General features: G+C 64.6%; 13 protein-coding genes. 10 read left to right on the plus strand and 3 right to left on the minus strand.

Annotated elements, in window-relative coordinates; translation table 11 throughout:
* Positions 1-142: 142 nt before the first annotated feature.
* A complete protein-coding gene (locus Q9293_RS03375) occupies positions 143-742 on the minus strand; it encodes a lysophospholipid acyltransferase family protein (RefSeq protein WP_306250032.1) in 600 nt (199 codons plus the stop codon).
* Between the two features lie 181 nt (positions 743-923).
* Here Q9293_RS03375 and Q9293_RS03380 point away from each other — a divergent pair, with 181 nt between their 5' ends.
* Both Q9293_RS03380 and Q9293_RS03385 read left to right on the plus strand, forming a co-directional pair.
* The gene (locus Q9293_RS03380; protein ID WP_306250034.1) at positions 924-5150 is read left to right on the plus strand and encodes a glycosyl hydrolase family 18 protein; all 4227 of its coding nucleotides are present in this window, start codon (positions 924-926) and stop codon (positions 5148-5150) included.
* A 348-nt stretch (positions 5151-5498) separates the two neighbouring features.
* The gene (locus tag Q9293_RS03385; RefSeq protein ID WP_306250036.1) at positions 5499-6023 is read left to right on the plus strand and encodes a hypothetical protein; all 525 of its coding nucleotides are present in this window, start codon (positions 5499-5501) and stop codon (positions 6021-6023) included.
* 66 nt (positions 6024-6089) lie between these two features.
* Here Q9293_RS03385 and Q9293_RS03390 read toward each other — a convergent pair whose 3' ends face one another.
* Positions 6090-6671, minus strand: a complete 582-nt coding sequence (locus Q9293_RS03390) for a peroxiredoxin (RefSeq protein ID WP_306250038.1) — start codon at positions 6669-6671, stop codon at positions 6090-6092.
* A gap of 215 nt (positions 6672-6886) precedes the next feature.
* On the opposite strand from Q9293_RS03390, the gene Q9293_RS03395 reads away from it, so the two are divergent.
* The 7 genes from Q9293_RS03395 (at position 6887) to Q9293_RS03425 (ending at position 15067) form a co-directional block, all read left to right on the plus strand.
* Positions 6887-8197, plus strand: a complete 1311-nt coding sequence (locus Q9293_RS03395) for an arginine deiminase family protein (protein ID WP_306250040.1) — start codon at positions 6887-6889, stop codon at positions 8195-8197.
* 133 nt (positions 8198-8330) lie between these two features.
* Entirely contained in the window at positions 8331-9311 is a 981-nt protein-coding gene (locus Q9293_RS03400) for a lysophospholipid acyltransferase family protein (protein WP_306250042.1), read from the plus strand.
* Positions 9312-9362: 51 nt separating this feature from the next.
* Positions 9363-9833: a GreA/GreB family elongation factor gene (locus Q9293_RS03405; RefSeq protein WP_306250044.1), complete on the plus strand. Its 471-nt coding sequence runs from the start codon at positions 9363-9365 to the stop codon at positions 9831-9833.
* Between the two features lie 25 nt (positions 9834-9858).
* Entirely contained in the window at positions 9859-11103 is a 1245-nt protein-coding gene (gene clpX, locus Q9293_RS03410; RefSeq protein ID WP_306250046.1) for an ATP-dependent Clp protease ATP-binding subunit ClpX, read from the plus strand.
* Positions 11104-11257: 154 nt separating this feature from the next.
* A complete protein-coding gene (gene lon / locus Q9293_RS03415) occupies positions 11258-13702 on the plus strand; it encodes an endopeptidase La (protein WP_306250047.1) in 2445 nt (814 codons plus the stop codon).
* A 61-nt stretch (positions 13703-13763) separates the two neighbouring features.
* Positions 13764-13964 (plus strand): hypothetical protein, encoded by a 201-nt coding sequence (locus tag Q9293_RS03420; RefSeq protein ID WP_306250049.1) that lies wholly within the window; start codon positions 13764-13766, stop codon positions 13962-13964.
* Positions 13965-14110: 146 nt separating this feature from the next.
* Positions 14111-15067 carry a YihY/virulence factor BrkB family protein gene (locus Q9293_RS03425; protein ID WP_306250051.1) on the plus strand — a complete coding sequence of 319 codons (957 nt, stop codon included), beginning with the start codon at positions 14111-14113 and terminating at the stop codon, positions 15065-15067.
* Here Q9293_RS03425 and Q9293_RS03430 read toward each other — a convergent pair.
* Positions 15064-16116 (minus strand): sugar-transfer associated ATP-grasp domain-containing protein, encoded by a 1053-nt coding sequence (locus tag Q9293_RS03430; RefSeq protein WP_306250053.1) that lies wholly within the window; start codon positions 16114-16116, stop codon positions 15064-15066. The two genes, Q9293_RS03425 and Q9293_RS03430, sit on opposite strands and share 4 nt — an antisense overlap.
* A 132-nt stretch (positions 16117-16248) precedes the next feature.
* On the opposite strand from Q9293_RS03430, the gene Q9293_RS03435 reads away from it, so the two are divergent.
* A complete protein-coding gene (locus Q9293_RS03435) occupies positions 16249-17124 on the plus strand; it encodes a substrate-binding domain-containing protein (protein ID WP_306250055.1) in 876 nt (291 codons plus the stop codon).
* The last annotated feature ends 84 nt before the right edge of the window (positions 17125-17208 follow it).

Here is a 17208-nt window from a genome sequence, read left to right on the forward strand (position 1 = left end):
CCGCCCCCTGTGGCTTCCAGCCTGGCTGGAAGGGGCCTTCGGCCCACCCAGAAGGGAGAAACACGGAGGCCTCCGTGCCGCCTCCGTGGCCTCGGTGTCTCCGTGGTGGATCACTTTCGTTGATGGTTGTTTTCACGCGGGGTCAGGCCTCAGGGCGCGTCCGCAGGCCCTGGGCGTCGCGGAAGAGGCCCTGGATCTTCGGCAGATCTTCCTCCAGGCTGCCGCTCGGCTGGAAGAGTGGCATGAGGCGCACCACGTGCTCCTTGAAATCAAAGGCCACGGGCAGGATGGGCACCTGGGCGCCGGTGGCGATCTGGTAGAAGCCGGTGCGCCACTGGCTCACGCCCTTGCGGGTGCCCTCGGGGGCCAGGCCCAAGAGGAGGTGGGGGGTTGTCTCGAAGGCTTTCACGCAATCGCCCACCACGCCATGGCTGGCCCTGCGGTCCACGGGAATGCCGCCCAGCCATCGGAAGAGCCGTCGGAAGGGTGGCTTGAAGAGGGAGTGCTTGCCCAGCCAGGACACACGCAGATCCACGGCGAACATCAGGGCCACCCCCAGGGGGAAATCCCAGTTCGAGGTGTGCGGGGCCACGATGGCCACGTACCGCGTGGCTTCTGGGAAAGGGCCTTCGACCCGCCACCCGGCATGTTTCAAATAGGCGCGTCCCAGGAAGCGCCAGAACCAGCCGCGGTCCTGCCGCAGCGCGGCGGGGGGAATGGGGTACGGCTGGGGCGGGTTCAAGGGACGCTTCTCCAGAAGGTGCGAGGCCTTTAGGGTAGCCCGGCACGTTCCCGATGGCCCGGTGCGACACCTTTTTCATGAAAGTGGACCAGTGGTTTTTCTTCTGGAGCGGATCAGCGATGTGGGGCCTTCCTCCGCAAGGATGGTGGGCAGGGCGCGCTGAACGCCCCAGGGAGATGTCATGAAGCGCTTCATTCAAAGCCTTGTGTGCTGTGTGCTCGGATGGGGTGCCTTGATCCACTGTGGCGGTGGGGGCGGGAAGTCCAGCCCCGCTTCGGGCGGCACCAACCCGCCAGCCACCAATGCTCCAGCCATCGTCAGCTTCTCCGCGAGCCCTGCCAACATCACCGCGGGGGCCAGCAGCACGCTCTCCTGGACGGTTTCCGGCGCCACCAGCCTCAGCATCGACCATGGTGCGCCTGCCGCGAGCGGCGCGACCGGCACGGTTTCGGTGAGCCCCGCAGCCACCACCACGTACACCCTTACCGCCACGAACGGCGGAGGCAGCGTCACAGCCGCGACCACGGTCACCGTGGCGGGGACTTCCGCTGTCTCCGTCACCATCAACCCTTCCACGGCCACTGTGCAGGCCACCAAGACTCAGGCCTTCACGGCCACGGTAACGGGCAGCACGAACACTGCCGTCACCTGGAGCGTGCAGGAGGCCAGTGGCGGCGCCGTGGATGCCACGGGGCTCTACACCGCGCCCGCCACGCCCGGAACTTACCATGTGGTGGCGACCAGCGTGGCCGACACCTCCCAGAAGGCCACGGCCACAGTGACCGTGGCGACCGTGGTGGCCAAGGTGGTGTCGACCCCGGCCTTCAGTCTGGGCGGAGGTACCTACGGCACGGCCCAGACCGTGGCCATCAGCACCCTCACGGCTGGCGCGGCGATCTTCTACACCACGGATGGCAGCGCCCCCAGCGCCGCCTCCACCCGCTACACCACGCCCCTGGCTGTGTCGCAGACCACCACCCTGAAGGCCATCGCCACCCTGGCGGGCTGGACGGACAGCGCCGTGGCTTCGGCCACCTTCACCATCCAGCCGGGCACTGCTGCGCCCAAGCCCTGGGTGACCTGCTACGCGGCCGCTTGGGATTTCGGCAAGGGCGACTACATCAGCCCCGAGGGCGTGGACTACAAGGCCATGACCCACTTCGTTCTCTGCTACACCCTGGCCGGCGGGTACCCGGGCACGAAAACCCCTCAAGGCCAGATCGAAGGGATTCCCTCCATCATGCGGGGGGTTTACGGAAGCACCGCGCAGCCCTACACAACGAAGCAGGGACGCACCTATCCCTCGGCCGAAGAGGCCTATGTGGGTGAGGCGCATCGGGCCGGCGCCAAGGCCCTGTCCATGATCGGTGGAAGCGGCGACAACACCGGCATGCTGAATGCAGCCCAGGATGACACCCACCGGCCCGTGCTCATCAAGGCCATCGTGGATCGCCTGGTGCTGGCGGACTACGATGGCATCGATATTGATTGGGAGAATCACCTCCCATCGGATTGGAGCGTGGTGGCGCGCTTCCTCAGCGATCTGCGCACCGAGGCCAACAAACGCCCCCGCTACCAGGCGCCCCATGCCCCGGTGCTCATCACCTGGCCCGGGTACACGCTCTATCGTGGTTGGGACAACTCATCCAACATAGCCGGCGCAGTGGCCCTGGCGCCTTATCTGGATCAGTACAACCTCATGACCTATGACCTCGTCGGAAATGGCAACTGGGACCTTACATGGGGGTACAACAACATCCATAACAGTGCCAACTGGGGAAGGCATCCCACCGATCTTGAATTCACCATGAATGGTTATGTGAATGGCGGTGTGCCCAAGTCCAAGCTGGGCATCGGGCTTGGTTTCTACACAACGGCCTACCCGAGCTTCGCGCCCTGGGCGCCAGGCAAGGCCTACCAGCAGCATCAGAAGGTGGTCTCGGGCTATGGCGTCTACATCGCCAACCAGGCCGGCACCTCGGGTACGGGCAGTGCGCCCAGCGGCTTTGGCTCAGACATCCCGGATGGCGCCATCACCTGGGCCTACGTGGGCAGCATGGGGCCCGACCAGCCCACGGCCACTGCCAGCGGTTTGGCGGAGGGCGATGCGTCTGACCGGCAGAACGGAACGGTGGTGACCTACGCCAACGAGGGCACGCGCCTGTTCGATGCCGATACCGGCAACTCCTACATCGTGTTCAAGGATGATCCCAAGGCGCGCGGCTACATCACCTGGGAGGACGAGCGGTCCATCGCCGAAAAAGCCCAGTGGGTGCGCACCCAGGGTTACGGCGGCACCATCATCTGGACCGGCACCTACGGCAATGTGGGGACGGGCGCCTACGACAACCCCTTCATGGATGCCGTGAAGCGCTGCTTCCTGGGCGATGCGATCCCCATCCACCTCAAGGTGGCGCCCAATCCCGTGGCTCTTTCCATTGGCCAGGCCCAGGCCTTCACGGTGTCCGAAATCACCGGCACTGATAACAAGGGGGTGACCTGGTCCGTGGTGGAAGCCGGCGGTGGCACCGTAACCCAGGGCGGAGCCTACACGGCCCCCACCCAGCCGGGGGTCTACCACGTGCGGGCCACCAGCCAGGCGGATACCACCATCTACGCGGATGTCACGGTGACCGTCGATGGGTTCCGCGTGACCGTCAATCCTCCCAATGCCAAGGTTCCCATGGGGCAGACTCAGGCCTTCGCTCCCGTGTTCGTCAATGGCTCTGGCCCCAAGGGCGTGACCTGGTCCGTGGTAGAAGCTGGCAGCGGTTCGGTGAACGCCTCAGGGCTCTACACGGCCCCGAACACGCCGGGCACCTACCACGTGCGGGCCACCAGCGTGGATAACCCAACCGTTCGCGGCGTGGGGGAAGTCCTGGTGCCCGCCCCCGTGGCGGTGACCATCAGCCCCGCCAATGGCAAGGTCGCCCCGGGGCAATCCCTGCGGTTGTGGGGCTCCGTCACAGGGGATGGCATCGGTGATGCCGACAAGCAGGTGACCTGGAAGGTTCAGGAAGCAGGCGGTGGTTCCGTGGCCTCCGCCACCTACCCGGTGGGGACCTACACGGCTCCCGCCACGCCGGGGACCTACCACGTCACCGCGACCAGCGTGAAAGACGCCACCAAATCGGTCACCGTGCCGGTGCAGGTGGTGACTTCTGCCCCGGTGGCGACGGTGTCTCCCTTCACCGCCCTGCCGGCCCATCCCAGCCTCCCCAGCTTGTCGGGCCCCACTGTTGGCACTCGGATGCTGAAGGACCGCACGACGGGTTCTGCGGGTGAACTATTCGCCTTTGTTCAGACCGACAAGCTCCACCTGCTCAAGAGCGGCGATCTGGGGGCCACCTGGTCCTACGTCGATGCGGACAATGGCGAGACCCTGGGCCATGGGGTGCTGGCCATGACCCAGGATTCCACAGGCAAGGCGCACCTCATGTACCGGGTGGATAATCGGGTTCGCTACGCCCGCGTAGCGCTGACGCACACGGGTGGAGCCATCACAGGCTTCCACTCCGAGGTGAAGGACATCATCCTGGCGGACCGCATCGATCCTTTCCTCGGCGTGGGTGGAACCATGCAGGCGGTGACGGATGGCGCCGGTGCCGAACGGCTGGTGTACCAGTTCTGCAGCAAGGAGGATGGCCAGGACCGGGCTTTCTGCCTGAGGATGGGGCAGGCCACGTCCCTCACGCCGGCGGCCCCGGGGGATTTCGTGGGCCTGGATGGCGCCCCCGGAATGACGACCGTGTTCGAGACCGGTGTGTTCAGCATTGGCGGCCACAGCGCCACCTTCGCCCAACTGGGCGCCACCAAGGATCTCTGGGCCGCCATTGGCCCCAACGAGGATGCTGTTGAGATCTACGACGATGGGACGGGCAACATGCTCATCCACCTCAGCACCGTGGCGGGCACCCACACCTGGACCTGGGGGCAGCCCTCCAATGTCGATCAACCCTCCTCAGGTACCCGCCCTTGCCTCTTCTCCCTGGTGGGTGCCGCCAACCACGTATGGTTCATGCGCAGTGATCCAGAATTGGGCGTGTGCTTTGACACCATTGCGGCAGATGGCACCTACGTCCACGATGCCATTCCCAGCCCGGAACGCTTCAACCGTCGGGGAGGCAGCGGCGTTTTTTCCGTCAGCGCTGACGAGACCTCTGTGTCGGCGATCTGGGTGACCCGTCCCCGGGATGGCAATAATTCAAAGGTGCCTGGCCAATTGGCCACCCAGGGCTTCTGGGATGGCAGCGCCTGGTCATTCTTCACGGATGATCTCAGCGGCCTGCCGGGGCGCCCGCTTCAGGGCCTCTTCTGTTCCAGCGGATGGAGCGATGGCGCGGTGGCCCTGCATGTGAGCACGGCCTCGGGCAACCCCCTGGGTGTGTCCACCGTCCGTAAAAACTAAGCGCTGATTCGCGAGTCTGATAGGCCCCGGCGGGTGGATGTTTTCCACTCACCGGGGCCTCTTCCTGGACGGGGTGATGCACGAGGCGTTCAAAAAGAAAGCCATTGTGTCCACCTGATGGATTCTATGGCTTGTTCCTATCTATTAAATTTATTAGATAGTTGAGGCATTCGATAAAGCGGTTCTCGAAAAGTGGACCACTCCCATTTGTGTCTGGTGGATCAGGAAAAGTCGCGACATTCGGAGAATGATCAACTCCCACACGGTGCCTGGCCATCCCAAGGGAGCTCTCATGAACCGCCTCCGAACCCTCGTCCTCGGTGCTGTCGGACTCTTCGTGCTGCTTTCTTGCGGGGGAGGGGGCGGGAAGTCTTCGGGAAGCACCCCGCCGCCACCCGCGGCGGTGCCCGTGCTACGGGGGGAAATATTGAGACGGCCTACAAGGGCATTGCGGCTGCCTTTGCAACCTGGGTGGATTATGACGGCCATGGCGCTGCCGCTGGCGACACCTATATCGCCACCACCGTCCAGGATGCCAACCGTCCTGCGGACCCCAACCGTCCGGACAATGCATCAACCCAGACGCTGGAGCGCATTACGGCCTACGCCACCTTCGATGCGGCGGATCCCAGCCGCATGGTGATCGTGGCCACGAACAAGGACATCAACAGTGCGCTCAATGTGGGTTTCAGCATCACCCACCCCCAGCGTTTCACCACGCTGGAGCGCTACCAGGTGACCTGGGCCAACGGCGCTGTCGCCGCCATCAACGGGCCCACCAAGGTCGTGGGAACCATTCCGTTCACGGGCACCAACGCCTTCACGGTGTCCCTGCCAGCCCAATCCATCACGGTGCTGGTGCTGAAGCCCTGAAGTCAGAAGGCTGAATCAACAACAAGGGGCGCCATGAGGCGCCCCTTGCTCGTGTGTGTTCCCGTGTTACTTGGCGGCGACGTAGGCCTTCAACCCATCGGCGGTCGGCTTCATGGCTTTTTGGCCCTTGTGCCAGTTGGCGGGGCAGACTTCGCCGTGCTCTTCGCTGAAATCCACGGCGTCCAGGAGGCGCAGCACTTCTTCAACGCTCCGGCCCAGGTCGTTGTGGTTCACGGTGATGTGCTTCAGGATGCCGTCCTTGTTGATGATGAAGAGGCCGCGCAGGGCGATGCCGGCGGGCAGCAGCACGTTGTAGTCCTGGGCGATGGTCTTGTTCAGGTCGGAGACCAGAGGGAAGGTCACGCCCTGGATGCCGCCGTCCTTGCGGGGGGTGTTGACCCAGGCGTGGTGGCTGAACTTGGAATCGACGCTCACGCCGATCACCTGAGTGTTGCGGGCCTCGAATTCCTTGGCGGCGTCGGCGAAGGCCAGGATCTCGGTGGGGCAGACGAAGGTGAAATCCAGGGGGTAGAAGAAGAGCACGACCTTCTTGCCCTTGTAGTCGGAGAGGGAGACCTGCTTGAACTCGCCGTTGACGAGGGCGTCGGCCTTGAAATCAGGGGCGGGCTGAGTGACGAATGCGGACATGAATGCCTCCATGGCGGGGTCGGGCCCCGGGTGGTTTCGGTGGGAATCATCAGGCTACTTCGGGGTTGGAGGGGGTTCAAGAAAATTGTCTGACTAAAACAGTCGGGTATTTTAAACCTGGGGGTCGCTTGAGGTTTTCCGGTGTGTCAACACGGGGCGAGCTGTGCCCGAGAACCACGTCCCTGCGTGCTACGCTCCGAGGTTTGGGATTCCCGATGCAGCCCATTCAGCCCATCCAGCTTTCCGTGTTTTCCGAGACCGCGCGCCTCAAGCAGGTGGTGGTGCACAACCCTGGCCCCGAGGTGGATCAGATGGTGCCGGGGATGATGGAGAAGCTGCTCTTCGACGACATCCTCTACGGCGACCTGGCCCGGCACGAGCACCGCCAGTTCCGGCAGGTGCTGGCCCGGGTGGCGGACGAGGTGCTGGACATCCAGGATCTCTTCATTGAATCGCTGCAGAACGAAGGCGTGAAGCTGGCCTTCGTGGAGGACCTGCGGCGGCTGGTGGGGCTGCCGGACGAGACCTGCAACCTGCTGCGCGACATGAGCCCCTCCGAGGCCGCCAGCAGCGTCATCGGCGGCGTGGCCTGGGACGACATGCGGGGCCATACCCGCTGGGAAGAAGAATTCGACTACCGCGTGCGGCCCATTCCCAACCTGCTGTTCATGCGCGATCCCGCTTCGGTCATCGGCGATGGCTACAGCGTGAATTCCATGGCCACCTGGGCCCGGGAACGGGAATCGCTCATCCTCAGCTACGTCTTCCGGCACCACCCGCGCCTGAAGCACCACACGGACCAGGATAAGTGGTTCGATCAGGTGACACCGCTGGTGCGCGGCGAGATCAAGGCCCCCGTGAGCCTGGAGGGTGGCGACATTCTGGTGCTCAACCACAAGGTGCTGGCAGTGGGCTGCAGCGAGCGCAGCCAGGCGGACGCCATCCACCTGCTGGCTGAGAGCCTGCGCGCCCACCGGGCCGAGGACGAAAGCAGCTTCGACCACCTGCTCATGGTGCTGATGCCCAAGAAGCGCAGCGCCATGCACCTGGATACCATCTTCACGCGCACCAGTGAGAACGAGTGCCTGGTCTACCCGCCCTACTTCCTGGAGGGCAGCCCCGAGCTGCTGAACGTCACCAGCATCGACCTGCGCCACGGCGAGCTGCGCATGAGCACGCATCCCAGCCTGCTGAAGTCGCTCAAGGCGGTGGGCATCGACCTGAAGCCCATCTTCTGCGGCGGGACCGATCCCATCATGCAGCAGCGGGAACAGTGGACCGACGGCGCCAATGCCTTCTGCTTGGCCCCCGGCGTCATCACGAGCTACAGCCGCAACATCGCCACGGCCGATTCGCTGGACAAGGCGGGCTACCAGGTGGTGACCGCCCAGCAGGTGCTGACGAATGCCGGCCTGGACCTGCTGGACGGAAGCAAATACCTGATCCAGATCGAGGCCAGCGAGCTGAGCCGGGCCCGGGGCGGCCCGCGCTGCATGACCATGCCCCTGTCCCGGGAAGCGGTCTAAGGGAACCTGGCGAGTGGTCTGAATTTGACCTCTAAGTGCTGGGAACACACATCAAGAAAACCCGAACCCGGTTGCTGCTAAGCTGCTTCTTCGCGCCTCGTCACCCCGAGGCGCCCCTTTTTTTATGGCCGACTTGACCCCCCCACCCGCCCCCCCCGCTGCTCCGACCCTCCGGCACCGCCTGGAGTACGGCGCATTCCGCCTGCTGGATGGCATCCTGGGCCGCCTGCCCTGGAGCACGGTGCAAGCCCTGGGCGAGGCCGCAGGCCATCTTTTCTATCTGGTGGATCCTCGCCACCGGCGCATTGTCCGCGAGAACATGCGCTTCGCCGACCTGGGCCTGGATGAGGCGGGGACCCGGGCCCTCTCGTTGGCCTGCTTCAAGCACTTCGGCGCCCTCTTCGTGGGTCTGCTGCGCCTGCGCCGCGCCACACCGGAAGAACTGGACCGCTGGATCAAGGTGGAAGGGCTCGACCATTTCGATGCCGTGCAGGCCGCGGGCAAGGGTTTCATCCAGCTCACGGGCCATTACGGCAACTGGGAGGCCGTGGCCCTGGCCCAGAGCCGCCACGGCCGCACCATCGACGCCATCGGGCGCGAATTGGACAACCCTTTGTTGGAACCCATCTCCCTGGGCTTCCGAACCCGCTTCGGCAACCGCGTCATCCTCAAGGACGGCGCCATGCGGGACACGCTGAAGGCCCTCAAGGCTGGGCGGGGCGTGGGCTTCCTCCTGGATCAGGACGCGCTCACCACGGGCGTCTGGGTGAAGTTCCTGGGCCAGTGGGCCTCCACCTTCAGCACCGCCGGCAGCCTGGCGGCGCGCTATGGGCTGCCGGTGCTGCCGGTCTTCAGCTGGCCCAACCCGGACGGCACCATCACCGTGCGCTTCCAGGCCCCCTTCGAGGTGCCCGTCACGGGGGATGCTGCCAAGGATGCCTGGGTGGCCACCCAACTCATGACCAGCTGCATCGAGGCCCAGATCCGGAAAGACCCCCGGTGGTGGTTCTGGATGCACCGCCGCTTCAAGACCCGCCCCGGCGAGGGGAACCCCCTTCCGGCTCCGCTTCCGCCCGAGGATTGGGTAGAATGGGTCCCAACTCCCCCTGTTTGACCGGGCCCCCACGGCCCGCCTTTTTTTGACCCTCCTTTCCTGGAACCCCCCATGCCCAAGCACGTGCTCATGAAGCTCGAGAAGGAACTCAAGGACATCAAGCAGGCGCTCCTGGTGGAGATTCCCCAGGAGATCGCCCGGGCGGCGGGCCAAGGCGACCTGTCGGAGAATGCCGAATACGAGCAGGCCCTGGCCAAGCGGGACATGTTCCAGAACAAGCTCGTCACGCTGGAAAAGCGCATCTCCGAGGTGGCCAGCCTGGACATCAGCCGCCTGCCCAAGACCCGGGCGGCCTACGGGTCCAAAGTCACGATCCTCGACCTGGATTCCGAGGAGGAGTTCACCTACACGCTGGTTCTCCCGGAGGAACTGGATGGGCACCCTCAGCATCTCAGCATCAGTTCCCCCATCGGCATGGCGCTGGTGGGCCAGGAAGAGGGCAATGAAGTGCGCGTCCAGATCCCAGCCGGGGCTAGGCGTTTCGAGATCCTGGAACTCAAGACCATTCACGATGTAGCCTAGTCCGTCCCCAGGAGGGGAAGCTGAAATGAACAAGTACAAGCGTGAGCAGAAATGCTCCTTCTGCGGCAAGGAACCCCACGAGGTGGAGCAGCTCCTTGCGGGCCCCGAAGCCTTCATCTGCAATGAGTGCCTGGAGGCCGGCCAGCTGCAGCTGCGCATGAGCCGCCAGGGCAAGCCCCTGGGCAAGCATGAGGCCCGCCTCAGCCGCCCCAAGGAGATCAAGGCCTTCCTGGATGACTACGTCATCGGCCAGGAATCGGCCAAGAAGCGCCTGAGCGTGGCCGTGTACAACCACTACAAGCGCATCCTCACACCCCGCAAAGCCCTGGGCGCCACGGAAGTCGAGCTGTCCAAGAGCAACATCCTGCTGCTGGGCCCCACCGGCACGGGCAAGACCCTGCTGGCCCAGACCCTGGCGCGCTTCCTGGATGTGCCCCTGGCCATGGCCGACGCCACCACGCTGACCGAAGCCGGCTACGTGGGCGAGGATGTGGAGAACATCCTCACCAAGCTGCTGCAGGCCGCCAACTATGACGTGGAGCGGGCCCAGCGCGGCATCGTCTTCATCGACGAGATCGACAAGGTGGGCCGCAAGAGCGAGAACCCCAGCATCACCCGCGATGTGAGCGGCGAGGGCGTGCAGCAGGCCCTGCTGAAGCTGGTGGAAGGCACCGTGGCCAACGTGCCGCCCCAGGGCGGGCGCAAGCATCCGCACCAGGAATTCATCCAGCTGGACACCAGCAACATCCTGTTCATCTGCGGCGGCGCCTTCGTGGGCATCGAAGACATCATCAAGCAGCGCATCCGCGCCAAGGCCGTGGGTTTCGGCTCCACACCCTCGTCGAAAGAGGACAAGGAGAACCTGCTGCGCCTGGTGGAGCCCGAGGACATCATCAAGTTCGGCCTCATCCCCGAGCTGGTGGGCCGCCTCCCCGTGGTGGCGGGCCTCTCGCCCCTGGACCGCGAAGCGCTCGTCGCCATCCTCACCCAGCCGAAGAATGCCATCACCAAGCAGTTCGTGAAGCTCTTCGACATGGATGATGTGGATCTGAGCTTCGAGGAGGGGGCCATCGATGCCATCGCCGAGCAGGCCCTCACCCGCAAGCTGGGCGCCCGCGGGCTGCGCAGCCTGGTCGAGCAGATCCTCCTCGAGCCCATGTACGAGCTGCCTTCGGACAAGCGGACCACCCGCGAGACGCTGCGCATCACCCGCCAGAAGGTGGAAGAGGTGATGGGCCTGCCCTCGCAGCCCATCTCGGCTGCGGGCTGAGCCTCAAGAACGGATTCACCACGGAGACACGGAGATCACTGAGGCATTCACGGAGCGCATAATGGTTCAGATGGATGATCCGCTGTTCTCCGTGTTTTTTCTCCGTGCCCTCCGTGTCTCCGTGGTGAATCTTTTTTCTCTGTAGGACGCCTTCATGGCCGTGCCGAAAACCCTCACGCTGCCCGCCATTCCCATCCGGGACATGGTGCTGTTCCCGGGGGCGCGGGTGCCCTTCGTGGTGGGACGTTCCGCCTCGGTGAAGACTTTGGAACTGGCCATCAAGGCTGGCGACCACCTTCTGATGCTCACGCAGAAGGACGCCAAGGTGGAAGCGCCGGGCCAGGACGATCTCTACGCCATCGGCACCCTGGCCCTGGTGGAATCGGTCATCGCCCTGCCCAAGGATTACTACAAGGTGGGCGTGAAGGGCATCGCCCGGGTGAACCTGCGCCGCTACGACGATACCGGCGACGTCATCCAGGCTGAGGCCTACCTGCTGCCCGAGCCCGCCGCCGTGGTGGCCGGGACGCTCCAGCCCTTCCACCAGGCCGTGGAAGCCTTCCTGGGTCGAAATTCCGATGCCTCGCGGCTGCTGAGCCTGGATCAGATCCGGGAGCTGCCCCTGGGCAAGGCCATCGACACGGTGGCGGGCCTGGTGCCCGCCGAGGTCAAGCAAAAGCAGGACATCCTCGAACAGGTGGACATCGAGCCGCGGCTGGACGCGCTCATGCGCCTCCTGGAGCTGGACGCTGCCCGCTCCGAGGTGGACCGCACCCTGGATGAGAAGACGCGCCAGCGCCTGGACCAGGACCACAAGCAGTACGTGCTGAACGAGAAGATGCGCGTCATCCAGCAGGAGCTGGGGAAGAAGGAAGAAAAGGACGAATCCACCCGGCTCAAGGATCAGATCGAGGCCGCGGGCATGAGCGCCGAGGCCAAGGCCAAGGCCCTGGAGGAGCTGGAGCGCCTGGAGGCCATGCCGCCCCAGAGCGCTGAGGCCACCGTCAGCCGCACGTACCTGGACTGGCTGCTGGCCCTGCCCTGGAAGGCCATGGCCGAGGAGCGTCTGGAGCTCACGGAGGCCGAGCGGGTGCTGGACGAGGACCACTCAGGCCTGGAGAAGATCAAGGCCCGCATCCTCGAACACCTGGCCGTCATGGCGCGGCTGAGGAACATTCCGCCCCTGCCAGGAGAAGAGGGCCAGCGTGCCCCATTGCGCGGACCCATCCTCTGCCTGGTGGGCCCTCCCGGCGTGGGCAAGACCTCGCTGGCCCGCAGCATCGCCCGGGCCCTGAACCGGCCCTTCGTGCGCTTGTCCCTGGGCGGCGTGCGCGACGAGGCCGAAATCCGTGGCCATCGGCGCACCTACATCGGCTCCATGCCGGGCCGCATCATCTCACTGATGAAGAAGGCCAAGGTCCGCAACCCGCTCATGCTTCTCGACGAGATCGACAAGATGGCCTCGGATTTCCGGGGGGATCCCAGCAGCGCCCTGCTGGAGGTGCTCGATCCCGAACAGAACGGCAGCTTCCAGGACCACTACCTGGACGTGGGCTTCGACCTCAGCCAGGTGCTCTTCCTGGCCACCGCCAATGTGCGCCACCAGATCCCCGAACCCCTGGAAGATCGCCTCGAAGTGCTGGAGCTGAGCGGCTACACCACCAAGGAGAAGCTGGCCATCGCCGAGAAGCACCTCATTCCGCGCGCCCTTGAAGGGCACGGCATGAAGAACATGGGTGTGCGCTTCGAGAAGGCGGCCCTGGAAAAGCTGGTGCAGGCCTACACCCGGGAAGCGGGTGTGCGTCAATTTGAGCGGGAGATCGCCAACATCCTGCGCAAGCTGGCCCGCCACACGCTGCAGCCTGAGAAGGGCGATGCTTTCGATCCGATCATCACCGTGGATCGGGTGCCCAAGCTGCTGGGGCCCGAAAAGATCCTGGAGACCCGCGCGGAAGACACCGCACCGCCAGGTCTGGTGAATGGCCTGGCCTGGACGCCCACGGGCGGCGATCTGCTCACCATCGAAGCCGCGGTTCTTCCTGGCAAGGGCGTGCTCAAGCTCACCGGCAAGCTGGGCGAGGTGATGCAGGAAAGCGCGAACCTGGCCCTGAGCTACGTGCGGGCCCGGGCCGAGCGCCTGGGGCTGAAGCGCGATTTCCTCGACTCGGTGGATCTCCATGTCCACGTGCCTGAGGGTGCCATCCCCAAGGATGGCCCCAGCGCGGGCATCACCCTGGCCACGGCCCTCATCAGCGTGCTCACGGGCATTCCCGCCCGGGCGGATCTGGCCATGACGGGCGAATTGACCCTCAGGGGCCGGGTGCTGCCCATCGGCGGGCTGAAGGAAAAACTCCTGGCCGCCCATCGCCAGGGCCGCAAGGCCGTGCTCATTCCCAGCGAGAATGCCCGGCACCTGGAGGAGGTGCCCGCCGAGGTGCGCGAGCAGCTCAGCATCCACCTGGTGGGGCACATGGACGAGGTCATCCAGCTGGCCCTCACCCGCATGCCGGAGCCCCTGGGGCCGGAGGCGGGAGTGCCTCCTTCTGAGACCGCCGTGCACACCAACCCCGCCCGGGAGAAGTCGGCGAATCCACAGTAGGGGTGAACCGTTAGGGCTGATCGGCTTCCGGTGATCGGCTGACAGCTGATAGCCTGGATCCATGCGTTTCCTTTCCAGCCACGTCATCCACTTCATCCTCATGGGCCTCGGCATCGCCGTGGTGCTGGGCCTGCTGCACCCGACCACCAAGCCGGAGCGGACGCGCGCCTCCATCCTGAAACACACGGCAGGACTCATCGGCATCGGCCTGGTTCTGGCCTGGCTGATGTACCTGCTGCCGCGCCATCCGGTGCGCTTCTAACCCCCCGTCAATTGCTTTTGCCACGGATGAACACGGATGAACACGGATTTGGGCTCACAAGGCGGCATGGCCCTTCTGCTCCATTCCACCCACGTTCACCGGAGTTCATCTGCGGCTAAACCCAGATGGTCAGCGGTGGTGCGCTGATGGTGGAGAAGGTCCTCGGCCTCTGGGCCCGGCTTGAGGCGGGCTGGGAAAAGGCCTGGCAGATCGCTGCCGACCTCTGGCACGAGATCGCCCGCACAGTGCCTCCGGTGGGACGTTTCGGGAATTTTGTGGTCGAGGTGTTCGGCAAGTACCACAAGGACGACTGCCTGAGCTATGCGGCGGGCTTGAGCTTCTGGCTCATCGTGAGCCTGGTGCCGCTGTCCACGCTGCTGTTCAAACTGCTGGGCGCCATCCTGGGCGGCCGGGCCTTCGGGCCGGGAACCCTGAAAACCCTGCAGGAGATCGTGCCCTACCTGCCCAAGGAATTCGTCTACGATGCCGTGGCCAACAGCCAGAAGATCGGCGGCATGGGCCTTTCCTGGGTGGTGCTGCTCTTCGGCAGCTACTGGGGTGTCAGCCAGCTGGACACGAGCCTGGCCCACGTCTTCGGCCTGCGCATCAAGAAGCACCGGCAGACGCGCAAGAACCACCTGCTGCGCCAAGTCATCTTCCTGGTGGGCGGTGTCCTTGTGGCGGTGCTCTTCCTGGCCATTCTTCTGGGCGGTGCGCTGCGCAACCTGCTGCCGGCCCGGCAGACGGATTTCCTGCCCTACCTCGGGCCGCTCATCGGTCTGGTGGTCATGACCATGGTGCTGCAGCACCTCCCGCGGCTGCACGTGAAGTTCCGCCACGCCTTCCTCGGCGCGGGCGTGTCCACAGCGCTGTGGTGGCTCGCCAAGTGGGGCTTCGGCGTCTACCTGCGGCACACCCTCACCTGGGGCATCATGTACGGTTCTCTGCTGGGCATCGTGGCGGGGCTCACCTTCCTCTACTACAGCTGCGCCATCCTGCTGCTGGGCGCCGAAATCACCGCCGCGTTCTACCGGCATGAAACGGGGGCCACCACGGTGCCCTCCTGGCTGCGAGTGAAGGCTGGCGATCCGCCGAAACCCTAGCGCCGCGCTCCCGTGAATTGATCCAGGATCTTCGCGAAGGTGGGGTGACGGCGATAGCCGCCGTAGGCGATCTCCTGTCCGCCCATGTGGTACCACGTGTTGCCCTCGATAAGGGTGGGGCCGTCGGCCTGAATGGCCACATCCCAGCCCACCAGGCGGTTCGTGGGAGTCACGGCCGCCGCCCGGGTGACCAGGGCCTTGGCCTCCTCGAAATGAGGAACCTGGATGCCCTCGAACCGCACGCCGGAGAAGGGGTGGGCCTCCAGCGTGTGGCCGCCGAATTCCAGCAGGCGATTGCCCTTGGTTTTGAGTCTCCCCGTCTGGAAATCGATGCCCACAAAACAGCCACCGGCGCATGAGTTGTCCACGTAGCGCCCGTCAGATCCGAACCGCATGAAGGCGGAAAGGGGCTCCACCCGGCCATCGTCGTGGACGAAGGTATCCATGCGGACCGTATTGATGCAATGGGGGTATATGGCGCTTATGGCGGGATGTTGGCTCAGGGTTTCCTGGAACACGCAGGAATTGCGAATCAAACTCTGGTGGATCGTCTGCATTCGCAGGTTGTCCTCCAGGGTCTCTGCGGTGATGCGGATGGCGCCATCGCCATGGGTGCCGTGGCGCAACTTGACAAAGATGCAGCCCTCCGTCGTTTTGGCGAGGGTAGCGCGCACCACCTGCTCGAATGACTCGATGTTTGCGATGCTGATGGCCACCCCATCGTGGTACGTGGCTCCACAGTTGTAACCGAGCAGCCTTGGAACGCGGATGCCGGCCTGGCCGAACAGCAACTGGAAGAACAGCTTGTCATCGAGCATCTGGTTATCGGAGGCGGAGGTCATGGCTCTGTGCAAGCGATTAATGCGGCGATTTCCGCTGTAATCGAGTGGGTTGCCCACCGACCGGCGGTAGAGGCATCGACTGAAGTAGTGCATGGGCAGTTCCCGTTCCTGCCAGGCGGCGTGGGCCAGTTCATAGCCGATCTGCAAGAGTGGCTTGCGCTCCGGGTCGGACCAGAAGGCACGTAACTTGGTGGCGACATTTTCCATCTGGGCCTCTTGTGAGGGAGTGTGATCTCGGGGGCAAGTTCCGTCAATGCAGATGGGGCGATGTATTCTGATGCTGCTAACGGTGAGCTGGATCGCGATGGCGTGGATCCGCCGGCGCACCCAGGAGACATCATGTTCATGGCGATGGTTCTGCGATCCCTGCTGCTGGCTTCGGCCGCGGTTTCCCTGGCGGCCCAGCCGCCCCAGCGGATGCTGCTGCTGGCGAGCACCATTGGTCCCATCGAATCGGGCATCGTGGATCGGTTGGAAGAGCGCTTCGAGCAAGACACCGGCATCCGGGTGCGGCACGTGGGCGCGGGCACCGGCGCCGCCCTTGATCTGGCGCGGCAGGGCAGCATCGATCTGTTGCTGGTACACGCGAAATCGCTGGAGGATGCCTTCGTGAAGGAGGGCTTCGGCACCGAGCGCGTGCCGCTCATGTACAACGATTTCGTGATCGTGGGGCCTGGCAACGACCCGGCGGGCATCCGGGGCCGGAAGACCGCTGCCGAGGCGCTACGCGCCATCCTGGAGAAAGGATCGGCCTTCGTGAGCCGGGGGGACAAGTCGGGCACGCACATGGCGGAACTGGGCCTGTGGGCCAAGGCTGGCCTGGATCCCTCGGGGCCCGGATACCAGGTGTTCGCCAAGGGCAGCGAGGGCAATACCGCCACCCTGTTGCACACGGATCAACTCGGGGCTTACACGGTGATTGATCGGGCCTCCTTCTTCGGCCTTCGCGGCCGTCTCAAACTGCAGATCCTGTTGGAGGGGGATGAGGCCCTGCTGAACCACATCTCGCTCATTCCCGTGAACCCGGCGCGGTTCCCCAACATCCACCACCGGGAAGCCGAGGCCTTCGTCACCTGGCTGACGGATCCGGCAAAGGGGCAGAAGGTCATCGCCATTTTCGGTGATGACACTTATGGCTCAGCGTTATTTAAGCCAGAAGCGCGAACCTTGAGAGGGATGCGAACGGCCCAGGAATCCCCTCGCCGGGTTCGTTGAACCGCACCCGGCCATGGAATTCCATCCCGGGGATATTGTCATGGGTGGATGGGGCTGGAATGCTGGAATTCTTGGGAGTCCAGC

The sequence above is a fragment of the Geothrix sp. PMB-07 genome (assembly GCF_030758935.1).
In the GTDB taxonomy this organism is placed as follows: Bacteria; Acidobacteriota; Holophagae; order Holophagales; family Holophagaceae; genus Geothrix.